The sequence below is a fragment of the Bacillus sp. FSL M8-0025 genome, from assembly GCF_037975475.1.
Lineage (GTDB): Bacteria > Bacillota > Bacilli > Bacillales > Bacillaceae > Bacillus > Bacillus subtilis.
In genome coordinates, this window is record NZ_CP150258.1 from 1,202,523 (window position 1) to 1,229,488 (window position 26,966).

The window sequence follows — 26,966 nt, forward strand, 5'->3', positions numbered from 1 at the left end:
TCGTGTTAATATAGAGGTGCAGAACAATTCAATATGTATTCGTTTAACCACTAGGGGTGTCCTTCATAAGGGCTGAGATAAAAGTGTGACTTTTAGACCCTCATAACTTGAACAGGTTCAGACCTGCGTAGGGAAGTGGAGCGGTATTTGTGTTATTTTACTATGCCAATTCCAAACCACTTTTCCTTGCGGGAAAGTGGTTTTTTTATTTTCAGAGGGGGAATGATTTGTGAAGTTTTCAGAAGAATGCCGCAGTGCAGCCGCAGAATGGTGGGAGGGGAGCTTTGTCCATCCGTTCGTTCAAGGAATCGGTGACGGAACGCTTCCGATTGACCGTTTTAAATACTACGTACTTCAGGATTCCTATTATTTAACGCATTTTGCAAAGGTGCAGTCATTTGGCGCCGCTTATGCGAAGGATCTTTATACAACGGGGCGGATGGCAAGCCATGCCCAAGGTACATATGAGGCGGAAATGGCGCTTCATCGGGAGTTTGCCGAGCTGTTAGAAATCAGCGAGGAAGAGCGTAAGGCGTTTAAGCCGTCTCCTACTGCGTACTCTTATACATCCCATATGTACCGTTCGGTTTTGAGCGGGAATTTCGCTGAAATCTTAGCGGCCCTGCTGCCATGCTATTGGCTCTATTACGAGGTTGGTGAGAAATTGCTGCATTGTGATCCGGGGCATCCAATTTATCAGAAGTGGATTGGCACATATGGCGGTGATTGGTTTAGACAACAGGTCGAGGAGCAAATCAACCGCTTTGATGAGCTGGCGGAAAACAGCACGGAGGAAGTACGTGCCAAGATGAAAGAGAATTTTGTCATCTCCAGCTACTATGAATATCAATTTTGGGGAATGGCCTATCGAAAAGAAGGCTGGTCTGACAGCGCCATAAAAGAGGTGGAGGAATGTGGAGCTTCACGCCATAACGGATGACAGCAAGCCGGTAGAAGAGCTAGCGAGAATCATCATTACGATTCAGAATGAAGTTGATTTTATTCATATTCGGGAACGTTCAAAATCGGCGGCGGATATTTTGAAACTGCTCGAGCTTATTTTTGAAGGCGGTATAGATAAACGAAAACTGATGATGAACGGGCGCGTGGATATTGCGCTTTTCTCTACTATTCACCGCGTGCAGCTGCCAAGCGGCAGCTTTTCACCGAAGCAGGTCAGAGCCAGATTTCCACACCTTCATATCGGGAGATCGGTGCATTCACTGGAGGAAGCGGTTCAAGCAGAAAAGGAAGACGCGGACTACGTGCTGTTCGGCCATGTGTTTGAAACGGATTGCAAAAAGGGTCTTGAAGGCAGAGGAGTATCTTTGCTGTCAGATATCAAACAGCGGATTTCCATCCCGGTTATAGCCATCGGGGGGATGACGCCGGACAGGTTAAGAGACGTAAAACAAGCAGGGGCAGACGGCATTGCTGTTATGTCAGGAATTTTCTCTTCCGCTGAACCTTTGGAAGCAGCCAGACGATATTCCCGCAAGCTAAAGGAGATGCGCTATGAAAAGGCATTATGAAGCAGTGGTGATTGGAGGCGGAATTATCGGTTCCGCAATTGCTTATTATTTGGCAAAGGAAAACAAAAACACCGCATTGTTTGAAAGCGGAACAATGGGCGGCAGAACGACAAGTGCCGCTGCTGGAATGCTGGGCGCCCATGCCGAATGCGAGGAACGTGACGCGTTTTTTGATTTCGCTATGCACAGCCAGCGTCTGTACAAAGGTCTTGGAGAAGAGCTCTATGCATTATCCGGTGTGGATATCATGCAGCATAACGGCGGTATGTTTAAGCTTGCATTTTCTGAAGAAGATGTGCTGCAGCTGAGACAGATGGACGATTTGGACTCTGTCAGCTGGTATTCAAAAGAAGAGGTGTTAGAAAAAGAGCCGTATGCGTCTGGTGACATCTTTGGTGCATCTTTTATTCAGGATGATGTGCATGTGGAGCCTTATTTTGTTTGCAAGGCATATGTGAAAGCAGCAAAAATGCTTGGAGCGGAGATTTTTGAGCATACGCCCGTCCTGCATGTCGAACGTGACGGTGAAGCCCTGTCCATCAAGACCCCTAGCGGAGACGTATGGGCTAATCATGTTGTCGTTGCCAGCGGGGTGTGGAGCGGAATGTTTTTTAAACAGCTTGGACTGAACAATGCTTTTCTCCCTGTAAAAGGGGAGTGCCTGTCCGTTTGGAATGATGATATCCCGCTGACAAAAACGCTTTACCATGATCACTGCTATATCGTACCGAGAAAAAGCGGAAGACTGGTTGTCGGCGCGACAATGAAGCCGGGGGACTGGAGTGAAACACCGGATCTTGGCGGATTGGAATCGGTTATGAAAAAAGCAAAAACGATGCTGCCGGCTATACAGAATATGAAGGTGGATCGTTTTTGGGCGGGACTCCGTCCGGGAACAAAGGATGGAAAACCGTACATCGGCAGACATCCTGAGGACAGCCGTATTTTATTTGCGGCAGGCCATTTCAGAAACGGGATCCTGCTTGCTCCCGCAACGGGCGCTTTGATCAGTGATCTCATCATGAATAAAGAGATCAACCAAGACTGGCTGCACGCATTCCGAATTGATCGCAAGGAGGCGGTTCAGATATGATGCTACAGCTGAACGGTAAAGACGTGAAGTGGGAAAAAGACACAGGTACAATTCAAGACCTGCTGGCGTCGTATCAGCTTGAAAATAAAATCGTTATCGTGGAAAGAAATAAAGAAATAATCGGGAAAGAACGCTATCACGAGGTTGAGCTTTGTGATCGTGATGTCATTGAAATTGTCCATTTTGTAGGAGGCGGATGAGCATGTTAACAATTGGCGGAAAATCATTTCAATCAAGATTGCTGCTGGGCACGGGGAAATACCCATCGTTTGACATTCAAAAGGAAGCAGTAGCTGTTTCTGAGTCTGATATTTTAACATTTGCTGTAAGGAGAATGAACATCTTTGAAGCATCTCAGCCGAATTTTTTGGAACAGCTTGATTTATCCAAATATACGCTTTTGCCGAATACAGCGGGCGCCAGTACTGCTGAAGAAGCGGTTCGGATTGCAAGGCTGGCGAAAGCGTCAGGCCTTTGTGACATGATTAAAGTTGAAGTCATCGGATGCAGCCGTTCCTTGCTGCCTGACCCTGTTGAGACATTAAAAGCGTCTGAACAGCTTCTTGAAGAAGGCTTTATTGTGCTCCCGTACACGTCGGATGACGTTGTGCTGGCGAGAAAGCTGGAAGAGCTCGGCGTTCATGCCATCATGCCGGGTGCATCTCCGATTGGATCAGGACAAGGAATCTTAAATCCTTTGAATCTGTCGTTTATTATTGAACAGGCGAAAGTGCCGGTCATCGTGGATGCGGGAATCGGCTCGCCTAAAGATGCGGCATACGCAATGGAGCTTGGAGCGGATGGCGTACTGCTCAATACGGCTGTATCTGGCGCTGACGATCCTGTGAAAATGGCTCGTGCTATGAAGCTCGCAGTGGAAGCAGGACGCCTTTCTTATGAGGCGGGCCGCATCCCGCTTAAGCAATACGGAACGGCAAGCAGTCCGGGAGAAGGTCTTCCTGTATGACGGGCAGGTATTCAAGGCAGGAGCTGTTTGCTCCGATCGGCCCATTTGGCCAGAAAAAATTGAAAGAAGCGCGCGCCGTGATTATCGGCGCCGGCGCGCTCGGAACAGCCAGTGCAGAAATGCTGGTGAGAGCGGGAGTCGGCTCTGTGAAAATTGCCGACAGAGATTATGTTGAATGGAGCAACCTCCAGCGCCAGCAACTTTATACAGAAGATGATGTCAAAAAAGAAATGCCGAAAGCAGCCGCTGCGGAGCGCCGTCTCCGTTCGATTAACAGCGATGTTGATGTGACCGGCCTTGTCATGGATGTGACAGCAGAAAATATCTTCGAGCTGATTAGGGATGCATCGATTATTGTGGATGCGGCTGATAATTTTGAAACCCGCCTGATCGTAAATGATGCTGCGGTAAAGGAAGGGATTCCTTTTCTTTACGGTGCCTGTGTAGGGAGCTACGGCCTCACCTTTACCGTGGTGCCGGGTTCTACTCCTTGCCTGCATTGCTTGCTCGATACACTTCCGGTTGGCGGAGCAACATGTGACACAGCCGGCATCATCAGTCCGGCTGTTTTGCAGGTAGCAGTCTTTCAGGTAACAGATGCACTGAAGCTGCTGACGGGAGAGGAGTGCGAGCCTGTGCTGCGCTCCTTTGATTTGTGGAAAAACGAGCGGTCAGAAGTGAGAGCGGCCAGTCTCAAACATGACGCATGCCCAAGCTGCGGCACAAAGGATTTTCCGTTTTTGTCATATGAAAATCAAACAAAAGCGGCTGTATTGTGCGGCAGGAACACGGTGCAGATCAGATCATCTATTACGAAAGAAGCGGATCTTGAAGCGCTTGCCGGTCAGCTGAGGCAGGCCGGGCTTGAAGTAGCTGCGAACCCGTATTTAATTTCCTGCCGCTCGGATGATATGAAAATGGTGCTGTTCCGGGACGGCAGAGCTTTGATCCATGGAACAAATGATATTGCCCGGGCAAAATCCATTTATCATAAATGGATCGGGTAATAAAAGGAGTGTAGTGTAATGAGTATATATAAAGCATTGACAATCGCCGGATCAGATTCAGGCGGCGGCGCAGGGATACAGGCTGATATTAAAACCTTTCAAGAGCTTGATGTATTCGGAATGTCTGCGATTACAGCGGTAACCGCTCAAAATACGCTTGGCGTTCATGGGGTGCATCCGCTGACTGTAGAGGCGTTGAGACAGCAAATTGACGCTGTTGCTGAGGATTTGAGACCGGATGCAGTCAAAACGGGAATGCTCTGGAATGCCGACATGATTGAAGAAGTGGCAAGAAAAATTGACGAGTACGGATTCAATCGTGTAATTGTTGATCCGGTTATGATCGCAAAGGGCGGGGCATCCTTGCTGCGTGATGAGTCAGTTGCCACCTTAAAGGAGTTGCTCATTCCAAGAAGCTACGCGATTACGCCGAATGTCCCGGAAGCAGAAACGCTGACAGGAATGACAATCAGCTCGCTGGATGACCGGAAAAAAGCAGCGGAGCAGCTTGTCAAGATGGGTGCGCAGCATGTCATTATCAAAGGCGGGCACCAGCCTGAGGACAATCACATTACTGACCTTCTTTTTGATGGCAGCATGTTTATGCAAATCACCCATCCTTATATCAATACGAAGCATACGCATGGCACAGGCTGCACCTTTGCTGCGGCTTTAACGGCCCAAACGGCTAAAGGAGACAGCATCCATCAGGCATTTGAGGTTGCGGCCAACTTTGTCCGTGAAGCGGTGGAAAATACGCTCGGCATCGGATCGGGACACGGGCCGACAAACCATTTCGCTTTTAAACGAAACAGCTTAAATACAAGCCGATGAGATCACCAGCTGATGGTGATCTCTTTTGCGTTTGCTACGGTATGCGCTTTTCATCTGGACAAGGTTATGATATGATAGGAATTAAGATCAGGTACTAATACTATGTCTTTATTAAATATAGGAGGCTTTATACATATGAATTTTTCACTTGAAGGCCGCAACATTGTTGTGATGGGGGTAGCCAACAAACGCAGCATCGCCTGGGGCATTGCGCGTTCTTTACATGAAGCGGGTGCACGTTTGATTTTCACATACGCTGGTGAACGCCTGGAGAAATCCGTTCACGAGCTTGCTGGAACATTAGACCGCAACGATTCCATCATCCTCCCTTGCGATGTTACAAACGACGCAGAAATCGAAACTTGCTTCGCAAGCATTAAGGAGCAGGTCGGTGTAATCCACGGTATCGCGCATTGTATCGCGTTTGCCAACAAGGAAGAGCTTGTCGGCGAATACTTAAACACAAATCGTGACGGCTTCCTTTTGGCTCATAACATCAGCTCATATTCTCTGACTGCTGTTGTCAAAGCGGCACGTCCGATGATGACTGAAGGCGGAAGCATTGTCACTTTGACGTACCTTGGCGGAGAGCTTGTGATGCCAAACTACAACGTCATGGGTGTAGCAAAAGCTTCTCTTGATGCAAGTGTGAAATATTTAGCTGCTGACTTAGGAAAAGAAAATATCCGCGTTAACAGCATTTCTGCCGGCCCGATCAGAACATTATCTGCTAAAGGCATCAGCGATTTCAACTCTATCTTAAAAGACATCGAAGAGCGTGCACCGCTTCGCCGCACGACAACACCTGAAGAAGTGGGCGATACAGCTGCGTTCTTGTTCAGCGATATGTCCCGCGGGATTACAGGTGAAAATCTTCACGTTGATTCAGGTTTCCATATCACTGCCCGCTAAGCAGGATCTATTTCAAGCAATCCCGAATAGGGATTGCTTTTTTATTTCTTCTGATTTTCAGCTTTCTGTCATATAGATAGAATATGACACAATCGGAGGGATGAAGATGTCTAATAAGAAAAGAAACGCGGATAAAAAACCGCTCATGTATATTGTTCAGCCGGATTATGCAGAAACTACAAGATCATCCATGCAGGAGATTGTCATCAAAAGAAAGGCCGACAAACCCGCTCCGCCAAAAGCTGAGGAAAAGCCGGCTTACCATGAGAAGCAGCAGGAGGAAGCTGTGGCACAGGATGTCCTGCAAGAAGACCAAAAGCCTGCAGCCGAACCAGTGAGTCAGCAAATACAAGAGGTGAGAGAGCCAGAGAACATAAAAAGCCAAGAGGAACAGAAAGCAGAGCCGCAGGCCGTAGAAGAAACCGTCGAACACGAGCCCCCGAAAGCAGAAAAAAAGGAAGAGCCTGCACTTGAGGCCCGGAAGCCTGAGAAAGAACCGGAAGCTGTCCATAGTGCTGATAAAGCGGAGGAAAAAGCACCGCCGGCACGAAAAGTGAAAAAACCGATGAGCAAGATGACGATCCACGAAAAAATTGATTTTTTAACAAAGCTACCTCATAACATGCCGAGAGCGCTTTGTTTGATTGAAGCCAATGGAAGAACGTACAGGGGCGTGATTGTCGGAAGAAGAAATGATTCCGTCCTGCTTCGAACAACCGGAAACGGAGCCCCAACCGAACTGGCAATTGATGATATTACCTCTTTGCACCCGCTCGGTTTTTAACGAAAAAGAAAAAAGCTGCCCGGCTGATGTTGCCGGACAGCTTTTTTACATAGAGAAAAGCCTGCAGGCTTGCAAGCTTTTCCAGCTTATGATTAATGCTGATGATGTGTACGATTAATTAATCGAGGATTTAAGCAGTTGATTGCGCAGAAGCAGTCTAAGTCAACTTCAATACAGTAGTTCGTTTTTTCGAGTCGGAACACTTCACACACCGTATCTTTATCGGTGAAGTCCAAAATGTGTTTGTGTTCGTCAAATGCGATTAATAATGACAGTGTTGCGCAGCTTCCATGCACTCTTTCGACCCTGAAAAATACTGTATTAAAGCAAGGGCCGTTATCGAGTTCGCCGACATTTCCGAAGGCGACTAATGGCGTTGATTTTGATGTAAATATTGCAAAAGGCACTGTGTCGCCTAACGAATGGCTTACAGATAAAAGCTTAGAGTGGCAGCCGGTCGGGCAGTCTTCTTCAACAGCGTTTTGCAGATCTTCAATATTTTCTACAGCTTCACGCACGCAGCTTGATGTTTTCTGGCTCATATTATCCCTCCTGCCTTATAAATTTGAGACTGGCGAAATGATGGAGAGTCAGCTGCCTCACGCTGGAAGCAGCTGAATGATTTGCACCTGTAATAGAGTTTGGAAGGGGATTCCTCTTTACAAGTGATTATCCATTGTGATGATGCTTTTTATCTTTATGAGGCGATGTTCTGTCAACTAGCTCTGGTGACAGGCACTGAATCGCACAGAAGCATCCGAGATCCACTTCTATGCAGAAATCTGTTTTTTCTAGCCCGAAGAAATCCGGGTCACAAGGGTGGCAAACACTTAAGGTATCGCCTTTAACATCGACAGGGCGTAAAATAGACAGTGTTGCGCAGCAATCGCATAATTTTTCAACGCGGAAGAAAATGGATTCAAAGCATTGCATATCATCCACAAATCCCCCCACGTTTCCGAATGTGGAGAACAATCCGCCTTTTTTATCAAACAAGAGAAACGGAATTGTGTCTTTACCTGCAATTGTCGGATTCAAAAGGTTTGTATAGCAGCCAGTCGGACACTGTTCCTCAACTGCCTCCTGCTCTGCTAAAATCTTTTCCACTGCATCGCATACACAGTTCTCATGCCGGCCATGGGTTTTTCCGCAGCTCATTGATTTCAGCTCCTTCTTTATAGGGTATTTGACTTTAGTCCTTAACAACATATGTACCCGTGCCCCACTTGGTGTGGGTGAACGTCTATATATTCATCATATGCTTGGAAAATAAGAAAAAGCAGAGCGTTTTTAGCTCTGCTTTTAGGTTCTAGAGAACGAGTGTGATTGTTAAGACGGCGACTAGGAGGTTTACTGCTGTAGAGACAACTGTTGCAATATCGGCATCTACTGTTGTAACATTTACGCCGCGGGAGCATTCGATGAGAAGTTTTTGGCGATTTACTTGTTTATTAGCTGCAATCTGCAATAAATCTTGTGCGACTAATTCGGCAATTACGCCGTCTGCAATGGATGTGAGAGTTAATACTATGGTAGCGGAATTAAGCGCTGTTAAAACTGATGTTACGGCTTGAACGTCTGTAGATGAAACGTTGATGTCACAAGAGTCTCTAATAATAATTGTTTCATCGGAAACTTGTTTGTTGAGATTTGCCTGAGCCAGATTTTGGTCAATGAAGGCATTGTCATTGCCAAAAAAACCATTGCCATTACAGCAAACATCACAATGACATTTTCTTTCTTCTTTTTTATCTTTTTCTTTTTCGTCTAACGGATGGTCGCAGTCAGGATCAAGTGCAACCCAAGAGTATGGTCTGCTTTCCATATCTATTCCTCCTTTTCTTTTACTGTTATTAAATGAGCGAGCCTCTTACTTTGACTGAGTCATATATCTTGATGAAGCGCCCTATTTTTATGATTAATTTGAATTGTTATTGTTTTGCCGTCTTTGTCTGAGCTGTTCGATTAATTGCTCTCTGCGGCTTAGCGGTTTTGCGTTCTTTTGCTCTTGCACGGCTGTTTCTTCTTTTTTCTTCTTTTGGCTATCTATTAAAGCTTGTGATTTAGCTTGCAAGTCTTTTACCAGATTCAAGAGCATTTCTTTTTCTTCGTCTGATACTTCTTTCATTTTGTCTTTTGTGACGCCATGTTTAGAAAATATATTTTGGACCAGCATTTTCGTCATTGGATCAGCTTCCGGAAGCTTTGCAAGCTCTTCTTTGAATTTATCGTTATCTGACATTTGTTTTCACCTCGACTTTTAAGTTTGTGAAAAAGAAAGGGTTAAAGGACGTCAAGTTCATTGAGAATGCTGTTTAACACCTGAAGCAAGATTTGTACAAAGGTTATTATTTCGTCGGCAGATAAAGTAATCTTGATGTTTCGGCTGTTGATAATTTTAATGATGGTTCTTTTTTTGATTTGGGAGCTGTCGAGAATAAGGATTTCACTAGCTACAGAGTCAGCCAAGTCCTCGTCGGCGATGACGAGCTGTGTCGCCAGGATAATCAATGTTGTAACTAAGGCTTGTATAGAAAGGGCAGATGTTATATGTGACGTATCTATTGTGATATTTTCGCAATCAATGACTTCGATCTGCTGTTCGAATTCGCTCGATAATTGCTCAAATATATCAGGGTGCAGGGATTCAACTTTTTCTTCAAATGACATAACCTTCACTCCTTTCTTATCCATACTCTATATAATGCAAATGGGGTGCAGAGCGGAATAATAAAAATAACCAATTTTGCGCCGGACAAGATACAATTCATGAAGAATAGGGTTTTGGCATATATGTGAAGGGATCATGATTGGCAAAGGAGTGAACAAGTGGTTATTAATGGGATGACAATTGCTCTTCTTTCGCTTGCGGTCTTTCGGCTCGCCCGCCTGCTGGTGTTTGACACGATTATGGCACCGCTTCGCAGCCTGTTTCATGAAGAGAAGGAGGAAAAGGATGCAGACGGGAATATTGAAACGTATATCGTGATTAAGGGAACCGGTGTCAGGGCGTTTATTGGTGAATTGCTGAGCTGCTATTGGTGCACAGGCGTGTGGTGCGCCGGCTTTTTGATTTTATGCCAAGCGTTGATCCCGCAAGCGGCGCAGTGGCTGATTTTACTTTTGGCGATCGCCGGCCTTGCCGGCATCATAGAAACGCTCGTATCAAAATGGCTGCAAGAATGAGGCGTTACCACCAGCAACTTTTCACTAGTATCAGCATAAAGTAGCATATATGACATAAGGAAAGGAAGGGGACAAAATGAACCAACATAATAAACCTTCCCAAAAATCTCCATATACAGATTCATCGTATCAATCAAAAAAGATAAAAAAGAAAGGCTGCGGGTGCGGAAATAAAAAGAAAAAGCCTCAATAGCCTGGCAAAGAAACCGGAGAACTCCGGTTTTTTGTTTTTTAACGGAGCGGCCTCGCTCAGCATATATCATAAGCGGGGGGATAAAAGTGAATGAGTTTGAAAAATGGATAGAAGGAAGATATGAACCACACGAACAAAAGCAAAAAGAGTATGAAGACACGATGGGTCGCATCAGAAAAGACTTGGATGCATTTGATAAAGCCGGTCTGGAATTTGAAGATGAGATTGAAGAGCTGGCTGAAAAAACGGAGGCCTTACTTAAGAAACATCAAGCTCAATATGATCAATCATAAATCCGCAAACGCCCTATGCGAATATCCAAGCCGATCCAAGCAGCTCACATAGTGTATAGAGAGTAAAGGAGGTGCTTATCTATGGGCTTTGGATACGGATTCGGCGGCGGCTACGGCGGCTGTTATGGCGGTTATGCTGGCGGTTACGGCGGCGGCTATGGTTCAACATTTGTTTTGTTGGTCGTATTATTCATTCTCCTCATCATCGTAGGTGCATCTTTCTTTTAAGATGTATTGAGGAAGTACGGGTTATAACCCGTGCTTCCTTGCCTTGTGTTTATTTTTAAAAATGTTGGAAAAGCACATTGTATTATGTGCATTCATACAATACCGTATTACTCCGCCAAAAGGAGGCGCATTATGGATAATCAATTTTTTAAGAACATCGAAAAGAAAACAGGTGTGAAGATGCAGGATGTAATGAATCTTGCCGGATCACTCCAAAACGCTAATTTTAAAGATGAAAATACAGTGCGCAGTGTGATTAACCGCGTAGCGCAGATGGCAAACAGACGCGTGCCAAAAGAATTAGAAGATAAAATTGTGGAATCTATTACAAGCGGAAAAGAAAAGCTTGATTTTGGCACGATTTCTAAAATGATGGATAATAAATAAGTGGATGGCCTGGCTGACTCACTGCAGCGGGCCTTTTTTTACAGTAAAAACCCGGCAGTAATCTGCCGGGCTGTTAATGATGCAAGGGCTGTCTTGCTTTTTGTAGAAGGGGATACAAAAATCTTGAGCGGTTGGCTGTTTTGCCGCGCCTGTTAGCGGGGCAAGACAAGTATAAATGCTGTTTCGCCCGGGTCATGGCTACATATAAAAGACGTCTTTCCTCCTCAAGAGCGGCCTCGTCTCCTTTTCTTGCCGTTTCTAATGAGAAATCGTGCGGAATCGAGCCGTCTACAGTGCCTAACACGTAGACTGTTTTGAATTCAAGGCCTTTTGACCGGTGAATGGTCATCAGCTGAACGCCATGTTCATCCGTTCTGTTTTTCTCAGCGGCCCTCATATGGTCTACGTGGGCAAGAAAGTCAGGAATCGTTTTGAACTTCTTGGCGACAACCTTGATGTCGCGCAGGTCATCGGAACCTTTTTCCAGCTTGTTGCCCTCATTGCCCCGCTTTTTTAAATACTCGGAGAAGCCCATTTTTCCTTCTGCAAAGGTGATGGCTTCTACGGGCTTCATCGTGCGGAGGCTTGCAAAAAACGGTGCGATTTTCTTGATTTTGTCCAGCTGGAATGGCTTCAGATCAGGCAATTTGGCCAGCGCTTTGATCATGGTACAGTCCTCTGTGATCGAGAGCGCCTTCAGCGTATTCAAAGCGGACTGTTTTAAAAACAAGGCGGGAAGCAAATGTTTAATCGCCTCGGTGTCATCCTCATTTTGGCTGGCATACAAGTAGGCGAGAATCTGGCGGACGATCCGTCTGCTGTAAAACGATTGGACGCCGCGGTCAGCTGTATACGGAATTGACGATTGATGAAGCCTTTCATATATAGCACGGCCTCCGCTGTTTGTGCGGTAAAGAACCGCAAAGTCTTCTGGACTGGCTCCATTTTGAATTTTTTCTTTGATATCGGAAACGACCATTGTGGCTTCTTCCTCTTCATCATAAGGATAAAACAGCACAGGGGCCTGAATGTCATCGCGGGCCGCTTCAAGCGTTTTGGCATATCTGTTTTTGTTCTTTTTCACAACGATATCAGCACTAGAGACGATCGGGTGCGTAGACCTGTAGTTCGCAGTTAAATAGATCGTCTTCGCTCCCGGATAATCCTTTTGAAAATCAAGAATGAAAGACGGATTGCTTCCGCGAAACGCGTAGATGGACTGGTCATCGTCTCCGACACAGCACAGGTTTTGCTCCGGACTGGCGAGCATTTGCATGATTTTGTATTGAACCGGATTAATGTCCTGAAACTCATCAATTAAGATATACGTAAACCGAGATTGATATTGTTCCAGAAGGTCAGGCCGCTCGATAAACAATTCATAGCAGGCTGAAGCCATGTCATCAAAATCAAATTGGCTGTGTTCTTTTTTCTGGCGTTCATAATGTTCATATAAACGATAAACTTGTTTTTCCCACTCATCTTTTAGAGGGATGCGTTCATTTGGGACATAAGTGTTTTTCCAAAAACCGATCTGCTGCAGAGCTTGGTCAACTGGGAATTCTTTCTCATCGATGCCTTCTTCATAGAGTGCTTTTTTGATATATTGTTCCCGCTGCCACTCCATTTTCAGCAGATGCTCACCGTTCCATTTAGCAGAATTAGAGTGATACAAGATCTTATAAAACAGACTGTGGAATGTTCCTGTCACAAGTCTTCTGACTTTTGCCGGCTGTAATCCGTACTGGTTGGCCATACGCTCTTTCATTTCAGCGACAGCTTTTGTTGTAAAGGTGACAAGCAGCATATTTTCAGGCGGTATGCCTAAGTGTTCGATCATGTGGGCGGCACGGGCTGTCAGCACCCGTGTTTTTCCGCTCCCCGCACCTGCAAGCACGAGCAGCGGGCCCTCTGTTTCCGTGACAGCTTTCAGCTGATCCGTGTTTAAACCGACAGACGGAAAAAGGCTCGTATCGGGTTCTATTGTTTTTGGCACAAATGGTGTTCCTGGTTTAATGCTTCTAGGACGGTGCCATTCCGTAACAGCTGGGGACGGGTCAGCGGCGATCGCTTTTCCCTTGGGTAAACGAATGACACCAGATTCCTGATCGTCTTCTTTTTTTTCCTCTTTAGAGGGCTTCGGTTCGCACGCCTCCTCACATGCCGGAAAATCGCCTGGCTGGCGATGGATAAACTCTGGCGGATCGGCGATGTTAAGCCGTAACAAAACGGGCTTTCCGCAATGGGAACAAAATAAATGTCCTTTTATTCCCTCTTCAAAGAGGAATTGATAATGTTCTCTCGAATATGTATGTAAATGTATGATTCTATCATTCAGTCGGGCGCATTTCAAAAAGGGGTCCTCCCAATCAAAAGGTGTTCATTACAGACAATGACTATCATATCAAAAGAAATGTGTTTCAAAAAGTAAGTTTAAGGGAAAAGAGACAGCAGAGGGGTGGGTATTGTATGATATATGCAGGTCAAATTCAGAACCAGCAATACGCTCAATATGCTAATAGAACGATTGGGCATAAGCAGGATTATGCCGGAACCGAAAAAATCAGCTATGTCCCGTTTCAGCGGGTATACAAAGAACTGGAAAAGCAGCAGGAGAATCAAACGGCCGCTGAAAGAAAGGTAAACGAGATGAAACGTAAGCGCTCTCTTTATAAGAGATTGCGAGAAAAAGGAATGGGCACATATATTAATCGATATGTATAAAAAACCGTTCATACGAGAGAACGGTTTTTTATATGCGGAAAAAATCCGGATCTCAAAAAGATCCGGATGCGTTCAGTCCTTCATCATTTGTAAGTGGGGGATGCCGGCATCGAGGAATTCTTTTTCAGAAAGCACGCGATACCCGTGTTTCTTGTAAAACGGCACAGCCTGTGTTTGCGCGTTTAAAATGAAACCGGAAGCGCCTCCGTCTGCCGCGGCTTTTTCGAGCGCTTTCATAATGATGCCGCCGACACCGGCTGAACGGTGGCTTTTCAGTACGCAAATCCGCTCTAACTTGCCGTAGCCGTCCTTCATACGCCATCTTCCGGCACCGACAGGCTTTTCACCGTCATACACGACGATATGCTCTGACTCATTTTCAAGTTCGTCAATTTCTTCTTCAGCAGGCACGTTTTGTTCTTTGACAAAGACTTCTTCTCTTACATAGAATGCATCTTTCAGTTGTTCTTCATTTTTTGCGATAACTGCTTTCAAACATTATTCTCCTCTGCCTAGCAAGAAGGTTTCATATACTGTCCACGATCCGTTTTCCAACTGGTAAAGCAAGTGGAAACGGTCAACGATTTCTTCATGCGACACTTCCTGCATTTTTAATTGTCCCAGCACATCTGAATGCTCATCGTCGGAAAGATTTTGGCCGACCGTCACATGCGGAACGAAATTATATTCCTGTTCTCCTGCCAACACACCGGTGTATAGCTTTTCATTGAGTGTTTTTAACTCTTCCGTCGGTTCTGCTTTGATGTAAATGACATTATTGACAGGCGCAAATGAGCTGTATTTTGTCATTTTGAGAACGAGTGGGTGGGACTCTTTTGCGATGTTTCTTAAATGTGATACGAGCTGATCCGCTTTCTCCTCCGCGCATTCAAAGGATGCTCTCAGCGTCAAATGAGGCGGGATTAGAGAGTAGCTTGGGTCATAGCGCTTTCTGTAAGAGTTTGCAAGGTCTTGGAGCTTTTTTGATGGAAATAAAACGATTCCGTATTTCATATTATGTCCCTCCTGGAAATAAAGTATGATAGAGTGTTAAAGCATTTTTTTCAGCGCCGGGGTGATGAGCGGCTGCCAGTATGTCCATTTGTGGTCTCCGTCAAATGGCTCGAAATCATAATCGGAAAGCTTTTTCTCCAGCAGCTGTTTCAGCTCCCGGTTCGGTTCTGTAAAGTCCAGAATGTTCCCGTCTGTCGTGTGGACGTCAGTTTCTTTTGTTCCGATTTGGTGATAAATAGAGAGGTGTTTGATATCGTCTGACTGTTTTACGGCTTCTAGTACGTGTTTGTCAACATAGGGAGACTGCATGATGATGTTGCCAAACATATTCGGATAATCAAGTGCTGTCATAAGTGACACGGTTGCTCCGAGCGAATCACCGATCAGCGTTCGGCCGTAACCGATCTGATAGGTTGGATACTCATCATCTGCAAAAGGAACGAGCTCATGGGCGATGAACCGTTTATAAGCCGAAAATTTTGAACCCTCCGGATGATAGGTGTTTCTGCGCTCTTTTACATCCTTATAAGGAACACCGATAATAATGCTCCGGTCTATTTCGCGTTTCGACAGCAATTCCTCAACCTGTCTGCCGATTCTCCCCAGCCTGAAATAATCGTGGCCGTCCTGCGCGATAATGACATGGTATTTATAAAGCGGGGAGTAGTTGGACGGCAGATAAACAAGCAAGGTCATTTCCTCGTTAAGCTCTTTTGAAAAGAATTTCTTTTCTTGCACTGTGCCGTTTTTCGGTGCCATAAAAACATTCCTCCAGGACATCACTATACTTTCTTGCATTTTCAATTATTGTACCATGAATTATTAGAAATTTCTCTCTTTAAACGGTTCGGCACACGAAGAAAAAAGTGTTGAAATAAACTGTGAATTGCGCTAATATAAAACAATCAGAAAATTTAAATCGATATTTCTTATCGTGAGAGGTGGAGGGACTGGCCCTTAGAAACCTCAGCAACCGGCTTGTTTTGCATGTGCAAAGCGCCAAGGTGCTAAATCCAGCAAGCGTTTTTTATGCTTGGAAGATAAGAAGAAGCGTTAAACCCCTTCTTCTTATGAAGAAGGGGTTTTTATTTTGAAAAGGGAAGGTGTCAGCTATATGTCACAGCACGTTGAAACGAAATTAGCTCAAATTGGGAACCGTAGCGATGAAGTCACGGGAACAGTGAGTGCTCCTATCTATTTATCAACAGCATACCGCCACAGAGGGATCGGAGAATCTACCGGATTTGATTATGTCCGCACAAAAAATCCGACACGCCAGCTTGTTGAGGACGCCATCGCTAACTTAGAAAACGGCGCGAGAGGGCTTGCTTTTAGTTCGGGAATGGCTGCTATCCAAACGATTATGGCGCTGTTTAAAAGCGGAGATGAACTGATCGTTTCATCGGACCTATATGGCGGCACGTACCGTTTATTTGAAAATGAATGGAAAAAATACGGATTGACTTTTCATTATGATGATTTCAGCGATGAGGACTGTTTACGCTCTAAGATTACGCCGAATACAAAAGCGGTGTTTGTGGAAACGCCGACAAACCCCCTCATGCAGGAGGCGGACATTGAACATATTGCCCGGATGACAAAGGAGCACGGTCTTCTGCTGATCGTAGATAATACATTTTATACACCGGTCTTGCAGAGGCCGCTAGAGCTGGGAGCTGACATTGTCATTCACAGCGCAACCAAGTATTTAGGCGGGCATAACGATCTGCTTGCTGGACTTGTCGTGGTGAAGGATGAGCAGCTCGGAGAGGAAATGTTTCAGCATCAAAATGCGATCGGCGCCGTCCTGCCGCCATTTGATTCGTGGCTTCTGATGAGAGGAATGAAGACGCTGAGCCTTAGAATGCGTCAGCATCAGGCAAACGCGCAGGAGCTTGCGGCTTTTTTAGAAGAGCAGGAAGAAATTTCGGATGTGCTGTATCCCGGAAAAGGCGGCATGCTGTCCTTCCGTCTGCAAAAAGAAGAATGGGTCAATCCGTTTTTAAAAGCACTGAAGACCATTTGTTTTGCAGAAAGCCTCGGCGGGGTGGAAAGCTTTATTACATACCCTGCGACCCAGACGCACATGGATATTCCTGAAGAGATCCGAATCGCAAACGGGGTGTGCAATCGGTTGCTGCGCTTTTCTGTCGGTATTGAACATGCGGAAGATTTAAAAGAGGATCTAAAACAGGCATTATTTCAGGTCAAAGAGGGAGCTGTTTCATTTGAGTAAACACAATTGGACGCTGGAAACCCAGCTCGTGCACAATCCATTTAAAACAGACGGCGGAACCGGGGCGGTCAGTGTACCGATTCAGCACGCCTCGACTTTTCACCAACCTTCATTTGAAGAGTTCGGGGCATATGATTACAGCCGCTCTGGCACGCCGACAAGAACAGCTCTCGAAGAAACAATTGCCGCATTGGAAGGCGGAACAAGAGGATTTGCTTTCAGTTCAGGCATGGCTGCTATCTCAACAGCATTTTTACTGCTGTCACAGGGTGATCACGTTCTTGTGACCGAAGATGTATACGGCGGAACCTTCCGTATGGTGACAGAGGTGCTGACCCGGTTTGGCATTGAGCATACGTTTGTGGACATGACGGATCGTAATGAAGTGGCGCGGAGCATCAAGCCGAACACAAAGGTCATTTATATGGAGACGCCATCAAATCCGACACTTGGGATTACAGATATTAAAGCGATTGTTCAGCTTGCAAAAGAAAACGGCTGTCTGACCTTTCTGGACAATACATTCATGACACCGGCACTGCAGCGTCCGCTTGATCTCGGCGTGGATATTGTACTTCACAGCGCGACAAAATTCTTAAGCGGACACAGCGATGTGCTCTCAGGTTTAGCTGCTGTCAAAGATGAAGAGCTTGGGAAGCAGCTGTATAAGCTGCAAAACGCGTTCGGCGCCGTCCTTGGCGTGCAAGATTGCTGGCTCGTGCTGCGCGGCTTAAAAACGTTGCAGGTCCGTTTAGAAAAAGCGAGCCAAACAGCGCAGCGGCTTGCGGAATTTTTCCAGAAGCACCCGGCGGTCAAGCGCGTGTATTATCCGGGACTGGCTGATCATCCCGGCGCTGAAACCCATAAAAGCCAGTCAACGGGAGCGGGCGCCGTGCTATCTTTTGAGCTTGAAAGCAAAGAGGCCGTTAAGAAGTTAGTCGAGAATGTGTCACTTCCAGTCTTCGCTGTCAGCCTTGGCGCCGTGGAATCGATTTTGTCCTATCCGGCAACGATGTCTCACGCGGCAATGCCTAAGGAAGAGCGTGAAAAACGCGGTATCACTGATGGCCTGCTCCGTCTGAGTGTGGGCGTCGAACATGCAGACGATTTAGAACACGATTTCGAACAAGCGATGAAAGAAATTGCTCCAGTTGCGGTTCGTTAAAAAAGAAGCCGGGGATGGCCCGGCTTCTTTTATTATTGTTCGTCATCAGGATTCAGAATCGCGAGGACTTGATGATCCTCCCAAACGCCATTAATTTTTACATTTTTTCGGGCGATGCCTTCTTTATGAAATCCCGCTTTTTCTAAAACACGCATGGACCCGAGATTACGGGGCATCACACCGGCTTCAATCCGATGCAGTTTCAATTCGTGGAACGCATAATCAACAACCAATCTGACTGCCTCTGTCATAATGCCCTTTCCATTATGGGCTTTGTCTAAAAAATACCCGATGAACGCAGTTTGCAGCGCGCCACGGATGATTTGAAAGAGCGAAACCGTCCCGATTAATCTATCGTCTGACGCTGTAAAGATGCCAAAATGATATTCTTCATCTTTCTCAAGTCTTTCCTGATACTCGGTTATTCGTTTTCTTTGCCCCTCAACCGTATAGTAATCGTCTGCGCGTATCATAGAAAACTGTTCGAAAAAATCCCGATTTTCGCTTTGCAGCCGCAAATTTTCTTCGGCATCCTTTCCTTCTAAAGGTCTAACATAAATGGTTTTTCCTTTTAACATACAGTGATCTCTCCGTTCTCATGTCAGCATTCCTCTTACATTATTCTCAGGGAAATGCAAATATCCTTTTTATAAGAAGGAAGAAAACCAATTTCCAATAAAAGTGCCAACATAGTTGCCGATTAAGTAGCCGAGCGTACCGACAAGCATGATCGGGGCGACAAGCTCCCGCCATCCCTTGGCAATTGCCATCGCAGCCGCAGTCGTCGGTCCCCCGACAGTAGCGTTGACGGCGAGCAGAATTTCTTCAAGCCGCACGCGGAACAATTTTCCGGCAGCTAAGGAAACTGCTAAATTGCTGATCGCAATGATAAACACGAATAATAGAATAAGAGGCGCATTCGTGACGATTAAGCGGAGATCTGCAGGAATGCCGATCACCACAAAAAACAAATAAATCAAAAAGGTTCCAAGTTCCTGAGATCCATTGAGCCTTTCAAAAAAACGCGGGAAAAGAAAAATGATAAGAACAGTTAAAGACGTAAGCACCAGGTACTGATCGCCAAGCGTACCGGTCAGCAGGGGATGAGAAAAAATGCTTTTAAAATAACCGGAAACCTTCATACTAACCGCAACAAGCGCGAAAGCGGCACCGGCATTAAAAGCGATATCCTTTAAGGAAATATCCTTCCGTTTCCAATAGCTTTCAGCACTGTTTCCGCTGTTTTCATCGGCTTTTACCTTCTCTTCAAACGGCATGGCATAATGCCGCTGAAACCATTTGAGTGCAGGAATGCTGATTAAAATAAAAAACAAAAGCGCCATCATAAAATTATTAGCCACAACGGTAGCCGACACATATTCACCAGGCGTCTCAAATTTTGCCGCCATCGCCGCAAAGTTGACCCCGCCGCCGATATAAGAGGCGCTGATCATCCCGCCGATTTTATCGAGATAAGGAATATGCTGTTTGAGAAGAAAAAAAGCTAGAATGCTCCCAAGGACAGTGCCAGCGGAGCTAATCAGAAAAATAAACAGCAAACGCCTGCTTTCCTTAAAAATTTGCCTAACATTGATCTGAAACAATAAAAGTGGTATCGCCAGCGGTACCACATAAGACCACACAGTGTCATACACGGGCGACTCAACAGGAAGCACTCCTACATTTGTAAACACCATAGCACCTGCAAGGGCGATAATAGCGCCCGACACAGCAGAAGCCCACTTAAAGCGCTGCTCCAGCCCGATACTCACTGCCGCCCACACCGCAATAAACCCCCACAATACCCATGCATCATCAGAAGAAATCAAAGAATGCAAAACCCCATCACCTCTATTGTTAGAAAATTAAGACATATTATAATAGCCGGGGAACGGAACAGCAAGTTCAAAAAAAGTTTTTCTAAAAAAGCAGTTGACGAATAGAAGGGAAGGTTATATAATAGAACTTGTCAGAAAGACAACAACATACCCAGCAACACATACATATCATGATTCCGTAGCTCAGCTGGGAGAGCGCTACCTTGACAGGGTAGAGGTCGCTGGTTCGAGCCCAGTCGGAATCATAGCTTAAACCCTTGCGTAGCAAGGGTTTTTTATTTTGCCTATTTATTGATTTTGTCATCATTCATCGAGTTGGGGACGGAAGTTTTTTTAAGCTGATTTTGAAGTGAATTCAAAATCAGCTCTGTTTCTATGCTAGGTTAAAGTTTCAATATTCTTTTCGATTTTTTGAATAACTTGTTCGAGCCATATGATTGGAGATACGCCGTAACTAAGAACGTCCACTCCGTCAGCAGCTTCATCGATAAAATCATTCTTTTCTTCATCCGAATAATCGCTGTTAATAAAATCTTTCAATGCAACTATATCAGTTTCTTGCTCTTCTTTTGGAATCTCTTCTAGTATTCGTCCAGTGCTGATTCTGGAGAATCAATATCCTGATGAAAATAACCGCCAAGGAATCCAAATACAGAATCAGAAACTTCGATTTCTATCATTACTTATCACCACCAAGAAACTGGTAACTTTAAATCTGAGAGATGGTACGTATCTTATTCTATATAACTTTCTGCTATATCAATATCATTTGTCATTTCTAAATCAGGGTACTTTTCATCTAATTTTCTTAAACAATTAATAAGTTCTTTACTTTGCAAACTTTCAGCTAAATCTTCAAATACTTCACTGATCCAATATAAATCTTCTTTATTACAATTTTCTAGATAGCTAATTGAATTTTCCTCATTTTCTGAGAGTACTTCAATTATTTCATCCCAACTCTTTTGAATTTCATAGTCATCATTAAGATTAAGTTCTTTTCTTTTAATTAATATAGCTTCCATTTTTTTCTCTAAGTTCATATTGGTCCTCTTAACTAAGAAGGGCTATTATTTTCAGCTTGCTTTTCCTATTGTTACATCTCCATCATGGAAAAATTCAATAACATAACCAGATTCGCTGAACATGAAAGTATCTGAACCTACAGCAGTTACATCATCAATTACGTTTAAAGCGTTGTCTAAGCTGGTTTTTACAGCTGGATAATCACCATAAGCCCAGAGGAGAATAACATTTTTGTCATCTATTTTATTCTCAATTAACCATTCGTCGATATCTTCAGCATAATCAATAGATCTGTGAGTAGTTACTTCATCCCATTTAATTCTTCCCCATGATGTGAAGGGGAAGCTTTCGCCAAGTTGTTCATGATATTTGCGTGTCTCAGAAATAGTGAGGACTTCTTTGTTATCTCCAAGAGCTTCTAGACATTCTTCGTATAAAGTCATATTAACACTTCCTATTTATTTAAATGTTTTAAAAGGGATTTATAAGTATCTTCGTTTCCGTTAAAAGGTATATAATATTTCTTTGCCTTATCTCCTTTTCCATTTCTATAATCCTCAACATTTATATGAGGTCCCTTTTCGGGGTCATAATCTAATCTCCAAAGGACTTTATTATCTCCAGACATTCGGCCAGTAACTTTACCAAAGCCTGCGCTTTTAGATAAAGTACCTATAAAAGGTTTTGAATCTATTCCTAAATCACCAATTAGATTTAGCGCCTCATTTCTAGCTTGTTCATATGTATCTACCTTTGGAAGCGCGACTTCTCTTGATTTTTTGGAAAGGCCTTTTTTAACTGTCTTGTTGTTTGATGACTTACCATTGATTGATTTAAAGAATACACTATCTTTAGTGGAATCGGCTATTCTTTTTAGGAGCGGCGTATTTTTAACGTTAATAGTATTCCCGGCGTCTTGTAGAATCCCTTCTAATGCAGGAGTATATCGATTAACATAAGGTTTGACAGATGGATTGCCATTCTTAATCTTTTCACTAGCTGCTTTCCCAACTTTAGCAAGATCCTTCGAGCCTGTTGAGACAGATGACTTTCCACCTTTCAATAACAGAAGACTTCCGCCCAAATAAGTAACATAGTGCATCCGTGTATATGCATCCCCGTGAATCATTTTTTTATCCCAATTATCCTTCAATGTGTCAACCATACTTTGAAAGGCAGCTTGATAGTCGTATTCCAAAACGGTATCCAGCACTTTTTGAGGCTCCTTGTTTAAGTTGTCAATTGTCCAACCGATATTCCATCCGAATTGAATGGCTCCTTCACCGGTATCCTTGGCAAGATCGTATATACCAACAATCGCACCCTTGGCGCCATCACCTATGATTTGCAACACTTCTTTTCCGTTATCCATGAAAGCTTTACGCTGTTCAAGAAATGAAACAAATTCAAGCTGTTCAGGGGTAAGGTTCTCATAGCCGACTTTCTTGGCAATTTCTAAGTATTCATCCGGGTCCGTAACTCTGTCAGCTAGTTTCTTCTTTAGCTCTTTGATTTCTCGTTCTTTCGCTTCGTCTTTCTTGATCTTCAAATAAGCTTCAGTTTGTTTCTCAATATCGCCTTTTTTCTTATGTATGTCACTGTCACGGTACGCCTTGGCATTGTAATGGATGGGTGTAGCATTCTTACCCTTGCCAGTGGATTCCTCAAGCTTTTGAAAGTCCTTCTTGATGAATTGCTCGTTTGGCTCTGATTGGGCATATTCAGTAACAAGTGCTTCGTCCACGCTGCCTAGTTTATCGACTGTTTTTTTGCGTTTGTCCTCCGCATCGGCGAGTTCGTCTTTAAAGTCCTCAGTTGAAAATAGATCAAGCGGAAGGATATCGTCGATATCATTTAAGATATCTTTTATGGCTTTCTTTTGTTCAGACATAATAGATTTTGATTTTGTGTAGGCGTTAGCCAATTCATGTTCTAAGAAGGATTCTTCTATGTATGCGTCAGACAAGCTAGCGTCCTCTAAAGTGCCTGAAATGCTTGTCAAGAAAGCAATTTTCATATCAAGTAAGTCAATCCAATTGTCAGCTACACCTGCATGGTCTTGATAAAATGCTTTAATGTTGTCGGCGCCTTTGCCGGAAAACTCACTGTCATCTAAATCAGCTACAGATTTGAAGGCTTTTTTTAGATTGACCATCTGACTTCTTAATTCCTTGTATTCTTTTGCACGTTTATCTGCTTCAGAAAGCAACGTTTTAGCTTCAAATACTTTCATGTTCATATCCTTTCATTGGAATTCGTTAACAAGATATTACCATGGAAGAATGAAGAAAGAGACTAATATGTGAATCGAAAGAATGAAATGAATATTTCGTTCTAAGTACATTGACCTAGATTGTTCGAGGTATTTGAACTTTTTTTGGCTAATATAAGGTAGCAAGTACGTTAACAAAAATAGCAGAGGTATTAAAAAATTCATATCGGTTCTTGATGATAATCATCTTGATAATTATCAAGAACTTGTGTAAAATTCCATTATACATAATGGGAGGTCTACTATGATTAAATTTGAGAATATAAATGAATTAAAAGAATTCATTTCCAAAGAAATTCTCTTAACTAAAGAAGCAGCTGAATACTTAGATATAAGTACACAAAGGCTCCATCAGTTAACTCAATCTGGAAAAATTTCACCTATAAAATCTTCTAGAGCAGGATCGTTATTCTTAAAAGAAGAGTTATATGAAAGAAAATTTGAAATCGAAAAAACATATGGAAGCAACAAGACTATTAACAACATTGAAGAAGTAAACAGTAAAGAAGTAGTGAATGATGCTATTTGTTATTTTACCTTGTTAGCTCTATTTAAGAATAAAGTGAAAAAGTGTGATCCTATATATAATCATTTAGAAACAGAAATAGATTTAACTCAGGATATTCACAGTATTAGTGATAAATTATCAGAAGTCACAGGTTTCCTAAAAAACGACATCGAGTTTGAAGCAGATAAGGTTAAAAGAGGATTTGATACCTTACAAAAAGATGATATAATAGTAAAAATAGGAACAGATATGTATCCTTCACTTCTTGCCAAAACTGATCAAGCTCCAATGTTCTTATTTATGAGAGGTAATCCAAATTTATTAAAATTCAATGCAATCTCAGTTGTTGGAACGAGAAACCCTACGGAAAGTGGCGCTTTAAGAGCGAGAAAACTAGCTGAAAAATTAGGTTTGAATCGTATTGTAGTTGCTTCAGGTTTAGCTAAAGGAATTGACGCTAATGCCCATTTAGGGGCTTTAGGTATGGGGAATCCTACGATAGCTGTTATTGGAACACCTCTAAATAAGTATTATCCAAAAGAAAATATAAAGATCCAAAAGCAAATTGAAGAAACAGGTTTGGTTATTTCCCAATTTGCACCTTCGATGTCTGTACAAAGATGGAATTTTCCAATGAGAAATGCAGTAATGAGTGGCTTGTCCCTTGCAACTGTAATAATTGAAGCTGGAGAAACGAGTGGATCATTAATTCAAGCTGATTACGCCTTAAAACAAGGTCGCTTAGTCTTTATTCCTCAAAGTGCAATTGATGATGACAGGTTGAAATGGCCAAATAAATATATTGCAAAGAGAGGTGCTTTTAAGTTTTCGACAATCAATGATCTTTTGTCTCAATTAGCTTCTAATAATAATGCAATTTTTCAAAACTATAAAACTGAGCCAGAAGAGTCACCAGTAAACATAAGTGAGGTAACGGTAAAATATGTTTCTAAAGACGAATGATTTACAATGCCTTTTGCTTTATTTAGATGCATTTACAGACGAAGAAATTAGTTACCTTTATAAACAATTAAATGATATGGGAAAGAGTATGGTATTTATACAATGTGAAGAAGTTTTAGAGCAAAAAATTCCACCTCAAAGTCTAGTGTTAAAGGAAACATTTCAAGATAAGATATTTGGCCCTCAAAAGATAATTGAAAGTGCAATGGATCTTACTGGATTTGAATCATATCAAATGTTAGTTGTTTCAAAAAGTCATCAACAGTTGAAGCCTGCTATTAACTTGCCTATTGGTACAGTTTTGTACAATAAAAATCCTCATATATTATATGAGGATATTGGGCATTTACCGGATTTAAAAGTGGAAGAAATAGAAAAAATTCCACAATTATTCAACTTAACTACCGGTTATTTCTCTGAAATAGTAACAACATACATCACACAATATAAACCTTTAAGTAATTCAGGATATGTGTTTAGATTTTTTGCCCAATCTGAACAAACAAGTGTTGAAATGATTTCAGCAGGAAGATATTTTGGACCTAAGCACTCTTTATATGAATCTATTCAATTATCGAAAAGAATAACTAAAAGTAAGAGTGAAACCTCACAAAATAATTTATTTAAATCAATCTATAAACCGATTATTCAATTTATTAATGAACAGAATCTTGTAAGTGGAATAACAAGAGTACCAAGCAGACCAGAAAAAGCGGATAGGCTTGCTCCTATAGTTAAGATGCTATCAATTGAATTAGGATTCGAAGATTTATCGTCTAATTTAATTTGTATTAATAATTACCCAACTCACAAAAATCTCGGCAAAGAACAAAGGTTTATCAATGTCAGAAATCAATTTAAAGCTGATTTAATGGAACCTTTAGAACATGTTGTAATAATTGATGACGTCTTCACAACCGGTGCGACAATGTTAGAATGTGCAAAAACGTTATATAATGCAGGTGTAAAAAAAGTGACCGGTGTTGTATTGGGGGTAAATCAATTTGCTGATGAATTTTTAGATAGATACATAGTATGTGAAAACTGTGGGGGAAGACTCCATCTAAGACTAAATAATAAGAATCGCTCAGCATTTTACGGATGTGAACATTACCATCAGCATCAATGTCCGACACTTTCCTATGGAAAAGGCTTAAATAGAATGGTGACTGAAAATTCAATAAAGTTAGCGAATACTCTTGATAAGTTCTAAATTTAAAATTAATTAAACCTCTTTGTTTACTTCATAGAAAAGTTTCCACTGTATTTGTTATTATCTATTTCCACATAATTTATTAATCCTTTTTAGGTTCAATTTTTATAGCTAAGAAATTGTTGGCGAGTTGTTGCCCAAACTTGCCAACAATTAAAATTTTTATTCAGAAGAGATCAGACATCAATTTTGCAACCCCTTGATGGATAAGTATTTGTCAGGAATAAAACTAATAGCTCAGAAGATAATCACTACCTTGACAGGGTAGAGGTCGCTGGTTCGAACCCAGTCGGAATCATACACGGCGGTTAGAGGCGTTATATCAATGTTTATAGCCATTTTTTATTGCGTTGACTTAGGCGTATTAGGAATGCAGGGTAGCGGTGACCGTTACCATGTTTGAACGTTCTTATTCTATTAAACCGGAATAGGAGGCGTTTTTTTATGGATGATGTTCGGAAAGGGAAACCGATTAAACGAATACGCAGAGGTAACGAGGTCTCAATATTTTGAAGAACAAAAGCAAATAACTGTTATGACTCTTACTCTATTTAACTATCAGGAGGGCTCTTTTACTTAATAGAAACGAGA

General features: G+C 43.0%; 32 protein-coding genes, 1 tRNA gene, 1 pseudogene and 2 riboswitches. Of the genes and pseudogenes, 19 read left to right on the top strand and 15 right to left on the bottom strand.

What is annotated here, in order from left to right:
• Nucleotides 1–42 precede the first annotated feature (42 nt).
• Nucleotides 43–151: riboswitch (TPP riboswitch) on the top strand.
• Nucleotides 152–229: 78 nt separating this feature from the next.
• From tenA to cotO, 9 genes are all read left to right on the top strand, one after another.
• Nucleotides 230–940: a thiaminase II gene (gene tenA, locus MKX38_RS06225; RefSeq protein ID WP_003232909.1), complete on the top strand. Its 711-nt coding sequence runs from the start codon at nt 230–232 to the stop codon at nt 938–940.
• Nucleotides 915–1,532 carry a thiazole tautomerase TenI gene (tenI, locus tag MKX38_RS06230; RefSeq protein ID WP_339188970.1) on the top strand — a complete coding sequence of 206 codons (618 nt, stop codon included), beginning with the start codon at nt 915–917 and terminating at the stop codon, nt 1,530–1,532. The genes tenA and tenI overlap by 26 nt, the downstream gene beginning before the upstream one ends.
• Entirely contained in the window at nt 1,516–2,625 is a 1,110-nt protein-coding gene (thiO, locus tag MKX38_RS06235; RefSeq protein WP_339188972.1) for a glycine oxidase ThiO, read from the top strand. Before tenI ends, thiO begins: the two co-directional genes overlap by 17 nt.
• Nucleotides 2,625–2,825: a sulfur carrier protein ThiS gene (thiS, locus tag MKX38_RS06240; protein ID WP_072173897.1), complete on the top strand. Its 201-nt coding sequence runs from the start codon at nt 2,625–2,627 to the stop codon at nt 2,823–2,825. The genes thiO and thiS overlap by 1 nt, the downstream gene beginning before the upstream one ends.
• Nucleotides 2,822–3,592, top strand: a complete 771-nt coding sequence (gene thiG, locus MKX38_RS06245) for a thiazole synthase (protein ID WP_010886483.1) — start codon at nt 2,822–2,824, stop codon at nt 3,590–3,592. The genes thiS and thiG overlap by 4 nt, the downstream gene beginning before the upstream one ends.
• The gene (thiF, locus tag MKX38_RS06250; protein WP_339188974.1) at nt 3,589–4,599 is read left to right on the top strand and encodes a thiazole biosynthesis adenylyltransferase ThiF; all 1,011 of its coding nucleotides are present in this window, start codon (nt 3,589–3,591) and stop codon (nt 4,597–4,599) included. The genes thiG and thiF overlap by 4 nt, the downstream gene beginning before the upstream one ends.
• 18 nt (nt 4,600–4,617) lie before the next feature.
• The gene (gene thiD, locus MKX38_RS06255) at nt 4,618–5,433 is read left to right on the top strand and encodes a bifunctional hydroxymethylpyrimidine kinase/phosphomethylpyrimidine kinase (RefSeq protein ID WP_014479462.1); all 816 of its coding nucleotides are present in this window, start codon (nt 4,618–4,620) and stop codon (nt 5,431–5,433) included.
• Nucleotides 5,434–5,568: 135 nt separating this feature from the next.
• The gene (fabI, locus tag MKX38_RS06260; RefSeq protein WP_003232896.1) at nt 5,569–6,345 is read left to right on the top strand and encodes an enoyl-ACP reductase FabI; all 777 of its coding nucleotides are present in this window, start codon (nt 5,569–5,571) and stop codon (nt 6,343–6,345) included.
• A gap of 100 nt (nt 6,346–6,445) precedes the next feature.
• On the top strand, nt 6,446–7,129 hold the full coding sequence (gene cotO, locus MKX38_RS06265; protein WP_080265338.1) for a spore coat protein CotO: 684 nt from the start codon (nt 6,446–6,448) through the stop codon (nt 7,127–7,129).
• A 92-nt stretch (nt 7,130–7,221) separates the two neighbouring features.
• Here cotO and cotZ read toward each other — a convergent pair whose 3' ends face one another.
• From cotZ to cotV, 5 genes are all read right to left on the bottom strand, one after another.
• Nucleotides 7,222–7,671, bottom strand: a complete 450-nt coding sequence (gene cotZ / locus MKX38_RS06270; protein ID WP_014479464.1) for a spore coat protein CotZ — start codon at nt 7,669–7,671, stop codon at nt 7,222–7,224.
• Between the two features lie 127 nt (nt 7,672–7,798).
• Complete coding sequence (cotY, locus tag MKX38_RS06275; RefSeq protein WP_014479465.1) at nt 7,799–8,287, bottom strand: spore coat protein CotY; 489 nt, start codon at nt 8,285–8,287, stop codon at nt 7,799–7,801.
• 151 nt (nt 8,288–8,438) lie between these two features.
• Nucleotides 8,439–8,954: a spore coat protein CotX gene (gene cotX, locus MKX38_RS06280; RefSeq protein WP_029317621.1), complete on the bottom strand. Its 516-nt coding sequence runs from the start codon at nt 8,952–8,954 to the stop codon at nt 8,439–8,441.
• 93 nt (nt 8,955–9,047) lie between these two features.
• Nucleotides 9,048–9,371, bottom strand: a complete 324-nt coding sequence (gene cotW, locus MKX38_RS06285; RefSeq protein ID WP_029317622.1) for a spore coat protein CotW — start codon at nt 9,369–9,371, stop codon at nt 9,048–9,050.
• A 41-nt stretch (nt 9,372–9,412) separates the two neighbouring features.
• Entirely contained in the window at nt 9,413–9,799 is a 387-nt protein-coding gene (cotV, locus tag MKX38_RS06290) for a spore coat protein CotV (RefSeq protein ID WP_029317623.1), read from the bottom strand.
• 159 nt (nt 9,800–9,958) lie between these two features.
• Between cotV and yjcA the strand changes: the two genes are divergently transcribed.
• From yjcA to spoVIF, 4 genes are all read left to right on the top strand, one after another.
• Nucleotides 9,959–10,315 carry a sporulation protein YjcA gene (gene yjcA / locus MKX38_RS06295; protein WP_268273032.1) on the top strand — a complete coding sequence of 119 codons (357 nt, stop codon included), beginning with the start codon at nt 9,959–9,961 and terminating at the stop codon, nt 10,313–10,315.
• Nucleotides 10,316–10,594: 279 nt separating this feature from the next.
• Nucleotides 10,595–10,801 carry a hypothetical protein gene (locus MKX38_RS06300; RefSeq protein WP_017695696.1) on the top strand — a complete coding sequence of 69 codons (207 nt, stop codon included), beginning with the start codon at nt 10,595–10,597 and terminating at the stop codon, nt 10,799–10,801.
• 81 nt (nt 10,802–10,882) lie between these two features.
• Nucleotides 10,883–11,029, top strand: a complete 147-nt coding sequence (yjcZ, locus tag MKX38_RS06305) for a sporulation protein YjcZ (protein WP_015252337.1) — start codon at nt 10,883–10,885, stop codon at nt 11,027–11,029.
• A gap of 132 nt (nt 11,030–11,161) precedes the next feature.
• The gene (spoVIF, locus tag MKX38_RS06310) at nt 11,162–11,416 is read left to right on the top strand and encodes a sporulation-specific transcription regulator SopVIF (RefSeq protein ID WP_003232870.1); all 255 of its coding nucleotides are present in this window, start codon (nt 11,162–11,164) and stop codon (nt 11,414–11,416) included.
• 73 nt (nt 11,417–11,489) lie between these two features.
• On the opposite strand, the gene MKX38_RS06315 is transcribed toward spoVIF, so the two are convergent.
• The gene (locus MKX38_RS06315) at nt 11,490–13,769 is read right to left on the bottom strand and encodes an ATP-dependent helicase (protein ID WP_198878868.1); all 2,280 of its coding nucleotides are present in this window, start codon (nt 13,767–13,769) and stop codon (nt 11,490–11,492) included.
• 116 nt (nt 13,770–13,885) lie between these two features.
• Here MKX38_RS06315 and MKX38_RS06320 point away from each other — a divergent pair, with 116 nt between their 5' ends.
• A complete protein-coding gene (locus MKX38_RS06320) occupies nt 13,886–14,140 on the top strand; it encodes a hypothetical protein (RefSeq protein ID WP_003232866.1) in 255 nt (84 codons plus the stop codon).
• 72 nt (nt 14,141–14,212) lie between these two features.
• Here the strand turns inward: MKX38_RS06320 and MKX38_RS06325 are convergent, their stop codons facing one another.
• Genes MKX38_RS06325 through MKX38_RS06335 form a run of 3 tightly spaced genes read right to left on the bottom strand, consistent with a single transcriptional unit; the run spans nt 14,213 to nt 15,913 of the window.
• The gene (locus tag MKX38_RS06325; RefSeq protein ID WP_003245407.1) at nt 14,213–14,635 is read right to left on the bottom strand and encodes a GNAT family N-acetyltransferase; all 423 of its coding nucleotides are present in this window, start codon (nt 14,633–14,635) and stop codon (nt 14,213–14,215) included.
• A 3-nt stretch (nt 14,636–14,638) separates the two neighbouring features.
• Entirely contained in the window at nt 14,639–15,154 is a 516-nt protein-coding gene (locus MKX38_RS06330; protein ID WP_003232861.1) for a YjcG family protein, read from the bottom strand.
• A 36-nt stretch (nt 15,155–15,190) separates the two neighbouring features.
• On the bottom strand, nt 15,191–15,913 hold the full coding sequence (locus MKX38_RS06335; protein WP_003245358.1) for an esterase family protein: 723 nt from the start codon (nt 15,911–15,913) through the stop codon (nt 15,191–15,193).
• Nucleotides 15,914–16,080: 167 nt separating this feature from the next.
• A riboswitch (SAM riboswitch) is annotated at nt 16,081–16,201 on the top strand.
• Between the two features lie 67 nt (nt 16,202–16,268).
• On the opposite strand from MKX38_RS06335, the gene metI reads away from it, so the two are divergent.
• Both metI and metC read left to right on the top strand, forming a co-directional pair.
• A complete protein-coding gene (metI, locus tag MKX38_RS06340) occupies nt 16,269–17,390 on the top strand; it encodes a cystathionine gamma-synthase/O-acetylhomoserine thiolyase (protein ID WP_339189394.1) in 1,122 nt (373 codons plus the stop codon).
• Nucleotides 17,383–18,555: a cystathionine beta-lyase gene (metC, locus tag MKX38_RS06345; RefSeq protein ID WP_339188982.1), complete on the top strand. Its 1,173-nt coding sequence runs from the start codon at nt 17,383–17,385 to the stop codon at nt 18,553–18,555. Before metI ends, metC begins: the two co-directional genes overlap by 8 nt.
• A 32-nt stretch (nt 18,556–18,587) precedes the next feature.
• Here the strand turns inward: metC and MKX38_RS06350 are convergent, their stop codons facing one another.
• Nucleotides 18,588–19,133 carry a GNAT family protein gene (locus MKX38_RS06350; protein WP_015252328.1) on the bottom strand — a complete coding sequence of 182 codons (546 nt, stop codon included), beginning with the start codon at nt 19,131–19,133 and terminating at the stop codon, nt 18,588–18,590.
• Nucleotides 19,134–19,202: 69 nt separating this feature from the next.
• On the bottom strand, nt 19,203–20,393 hold the full coding sequence (locus MKX38_RS06355; RefSeq protein ID WP_339188985.1) for a DUF819 family protein: 1,191 nt from the start codon (nt 20,391–20,393) through the stop codon (nt 19,203–19,205).
• Between the two features lie 172 nt (nt 20,394–20,565).
• Between MKX38_RS06355 and MKX38_RS06360 the strand changes: the two genes are divergently transcribed.
• Nucleotides 20,566–20,638, top strand: a tRNA-Val gene (locus MKX38_RS06360).
• A gap of 133 nt (nt 20,639–20,771) precedes the next feature.
• On the opposite strand, the pseudogene MKX38_RS06365 reads toward MKX38_RS06360, so the two are convergent.
• The 4 genes and pseudogenes from MKX38_RS06365 to MKX38_RS06380 form a co-directional block, all read right to left on the bottom strand.
• Nucleotides 20,772–21,073 (bottom strand): annotated as a pseudogene (locus tag MKX38_RS06365) (contact-dependent growth inhibition system immunity protein).
• A 54-nt stretch (nt 21,074–21,127) separates the two neighbouring features.
• Nucleotides 21,128–21,436: a hypothetical protein gene (locus MKX38_RS06370; protein ID WP_003232848.1), complete on the bottom strand. Its 309-nt coding sequence runs from the start codon at nt 21,434–21,436 to the stop codon at nt 21,128–21,130.
• Nucleotides 21,437–21,469: 33 nt separating this feature from the next.
• Complete coding sequence (locus tag MKX38_RS06375; protein ID WP_003232847.1) at nt 21,470–21,862, bottom strand: hypothetical protein; 393 nt, start codon at nt 21,860–21,862, stop codon at nt 21,470–21,472.
• An 11-nt stretch (nt 21,863–21,873) separates the two neighbouring features.
• Nucleotides 21,874–23,652, bottom strand: coding sequence for a T7SS effector LXG polymorphic toxin (locus MKX38_RS06380; protein WP_339188989.1), 1,779 nt, complete (start codon nt 23,650–23,652; stop codon nt 21,874–21,876).
• A gap of 283 nt (nt 23,653–23,935) precedes the next feature.
• Between MKX38_RS06380 and MKX38_RS06385 the strand changes: the two genes are divergently transcribed.
• Nucleotides 23,936–25,162, top strand: coding sequence for a DNA-protecting protein DprA (locus MKX38_RS06385; RefSeq protein WP_339188992.1), 1,227 nt, complete (start codon nt 23,936–23,938; stop codon nt 25,160–25,162).
• Nucleotides 25,143–26,375 (top strand): competence protein, encoded by a 1,233-nt coding sequence (locus tag MKX38_RS06390; protein WP_268273155.1) that lies wholly within the window; start codon nt 25,143–25,145, stop codon nt 26,373–26,375. Before MKX38_RS06385 ends, MKX38_RS06390 begins: the two co-directional genes overlap by 20 nt.
• Nucleotides 26,376–26,966: the final 591 nt, after the last annotated feature.

Bases quoted from the DNA above. Each gene is read 5' to 3' on its own strand.
- thiO (WP_339188972.1), top strand. From the start codon at position 1,516: ATGAAAAGGCATTATGAAGCAGTGGTGATTGGAGGCGGAATTATCGGT.
- thiS (WP_072173897.1), top strand. From the start codon at position 2,625: ATGCTACAGCTGAACGGTAAAGACGTGAAGTGGGAAAAAGACACAGGT.
- thiG (WP_010886483.1), top strand. From the start codon at position 2,822: ATGAGCATGTTAACAATTGGCGGAAAATCATTTCAATCAAGATTGCTG.
- thiF (WP_339188974.1), top strand. From the start codon at position 3,589: ATGACGGGCAGGTATTCAAGGCAGGAGCTGTTTGCTCCGATCGGCCCA.
- thiD (WP_014479462.1), top strand. From the start codon at position 4,618: ATGAGTATATATAAAGCATTGACAATCGCCGGATCAGATTCAGGCGGC.
- fabI (WP_003232896.1), top strand. From the start codon at position 5,569: ATGAATTTTTCACTTGAAGGCCGCAACATTGTTGTGATGGGGGTAGCC.
- cotO (WP_080265338.1), top strand. From the start codon at position 6,446: ATGAAGATGTCTAATAAGAAAAGAAACGCGGATAAAAAACCGCTCATG.
- cotZ (WP_014479464.1), bottom strand. From the start codon at position 7,671: ATGAGCCAGAAAACATCAAGCTGCGTGCGTGAAGCTGTAGAAAATATT.
- cotY (WP_014479465.1), bottom strand. From the start codon at position 8,287: ATGAGCTGCGGAAAAACCCATGGCCGGCATGAGAACTGTGTATGCGAT.
- cotX (WP_029317621.1), bottom strand. From the start codon at position 8,954: ATGGAAAGCAGACCATACTCTTGGGTTGCACTTGATCCTGACTGCGAC.
- cotW (WP_029317622.1), bottom strand. From the start codon at position 9,371: ATGTCAGATAACGATAAATTCAAAGAAGAGCTTGCAAAGCTTCCGGAA.
- cotV (WP_029317623.1), bottom strand. From the start codon at position 9,799: ATGTCATTTGAAGAAAAAGTTGAATCCCTGCACCCTGATATATTTGAG.
- yjcZ (WP_015252337.1), top strand. From the start codon at position 10,883: ATGGGCTTTGGATACGGATTCGGCGGCGGCTACGGCGGCTGTTATGGC.
- spoVIF (WP_003232870.1), top strand. From the start codon at position 11,162: ATGGATAATCAATTTTTTAAGAACATCGAAAAGAAAACAGGTGTGAAG.
- MKX38_RS06320 (WP_003232866.1), top strand. From the start codon at position 13,886: ATGATATATGCAGGTCAAATTCAGAACCAGCAATACGCTCAATATGCT.
- MKX38_RS06330 (WP_003232861.1), bottom strand. From the start codon at position 15,154: ATGAAATACGGAATCGTTTTATTTCCATCAAAAAAGCTCCAAGACCTT.
- MKX38_RS06335 (WP_003245358.1), bottom strand. From the start codon at position 15,913: ATGGCACCGAAAAACGGCACAGTGCAAGAAAAGAAATTCTTTTCAAAA.
- metI (WP_339189394.1), top strand. From the start codon at position 16,269: ATGTCACAGCACGTTGAAACGAAATTAGCTCAAATTGGGAACCGTAGC.
- MKX38_RS06350 (WP_015252328.1), bottom strand. From the start codon at position 19,133: ATGTTAAAAGGAAAAACCATTTATGTTAGACCTTTAGAAGGAAAGGAT.
- MKX38_RS06370 (WP_003232848.1), bottom strand. From the start codon at position 21,436: ATGAACTTAGAGAAAAAAATGGAAGCTATATTAATTAAAAGAAAAGAA.
- MKX38_RS06375 (WP_003232847.1), bottom strand. From the start codon at position 21,862: ATGACTTTATACGAAGAATGTCTAGAAGCTCTTGGAGATAACAAAGAA.
- MKX38_RS06380 (WP_339188989.1), bottom strand. From the start codon at position 23,652: ATGAAAGTATTTGAAGCTAAAACGTTGCTTTCTGAAGCAGATAAACGT.
- MKX38_RS06385 (WP_339188992.1), top strand. From the start codon at position 23,936: ATGATTAAATTTGAGAATATAAATGAATTAAAAGAATTCATTTCCAAA.
- MKX38_RS06390 (WP_268273155.1), top strand. From the start codon at position 25,143: ATGTTTCTAAAGACGAATGATTTACAATGCCTTTTGCTTTATTTAGAT.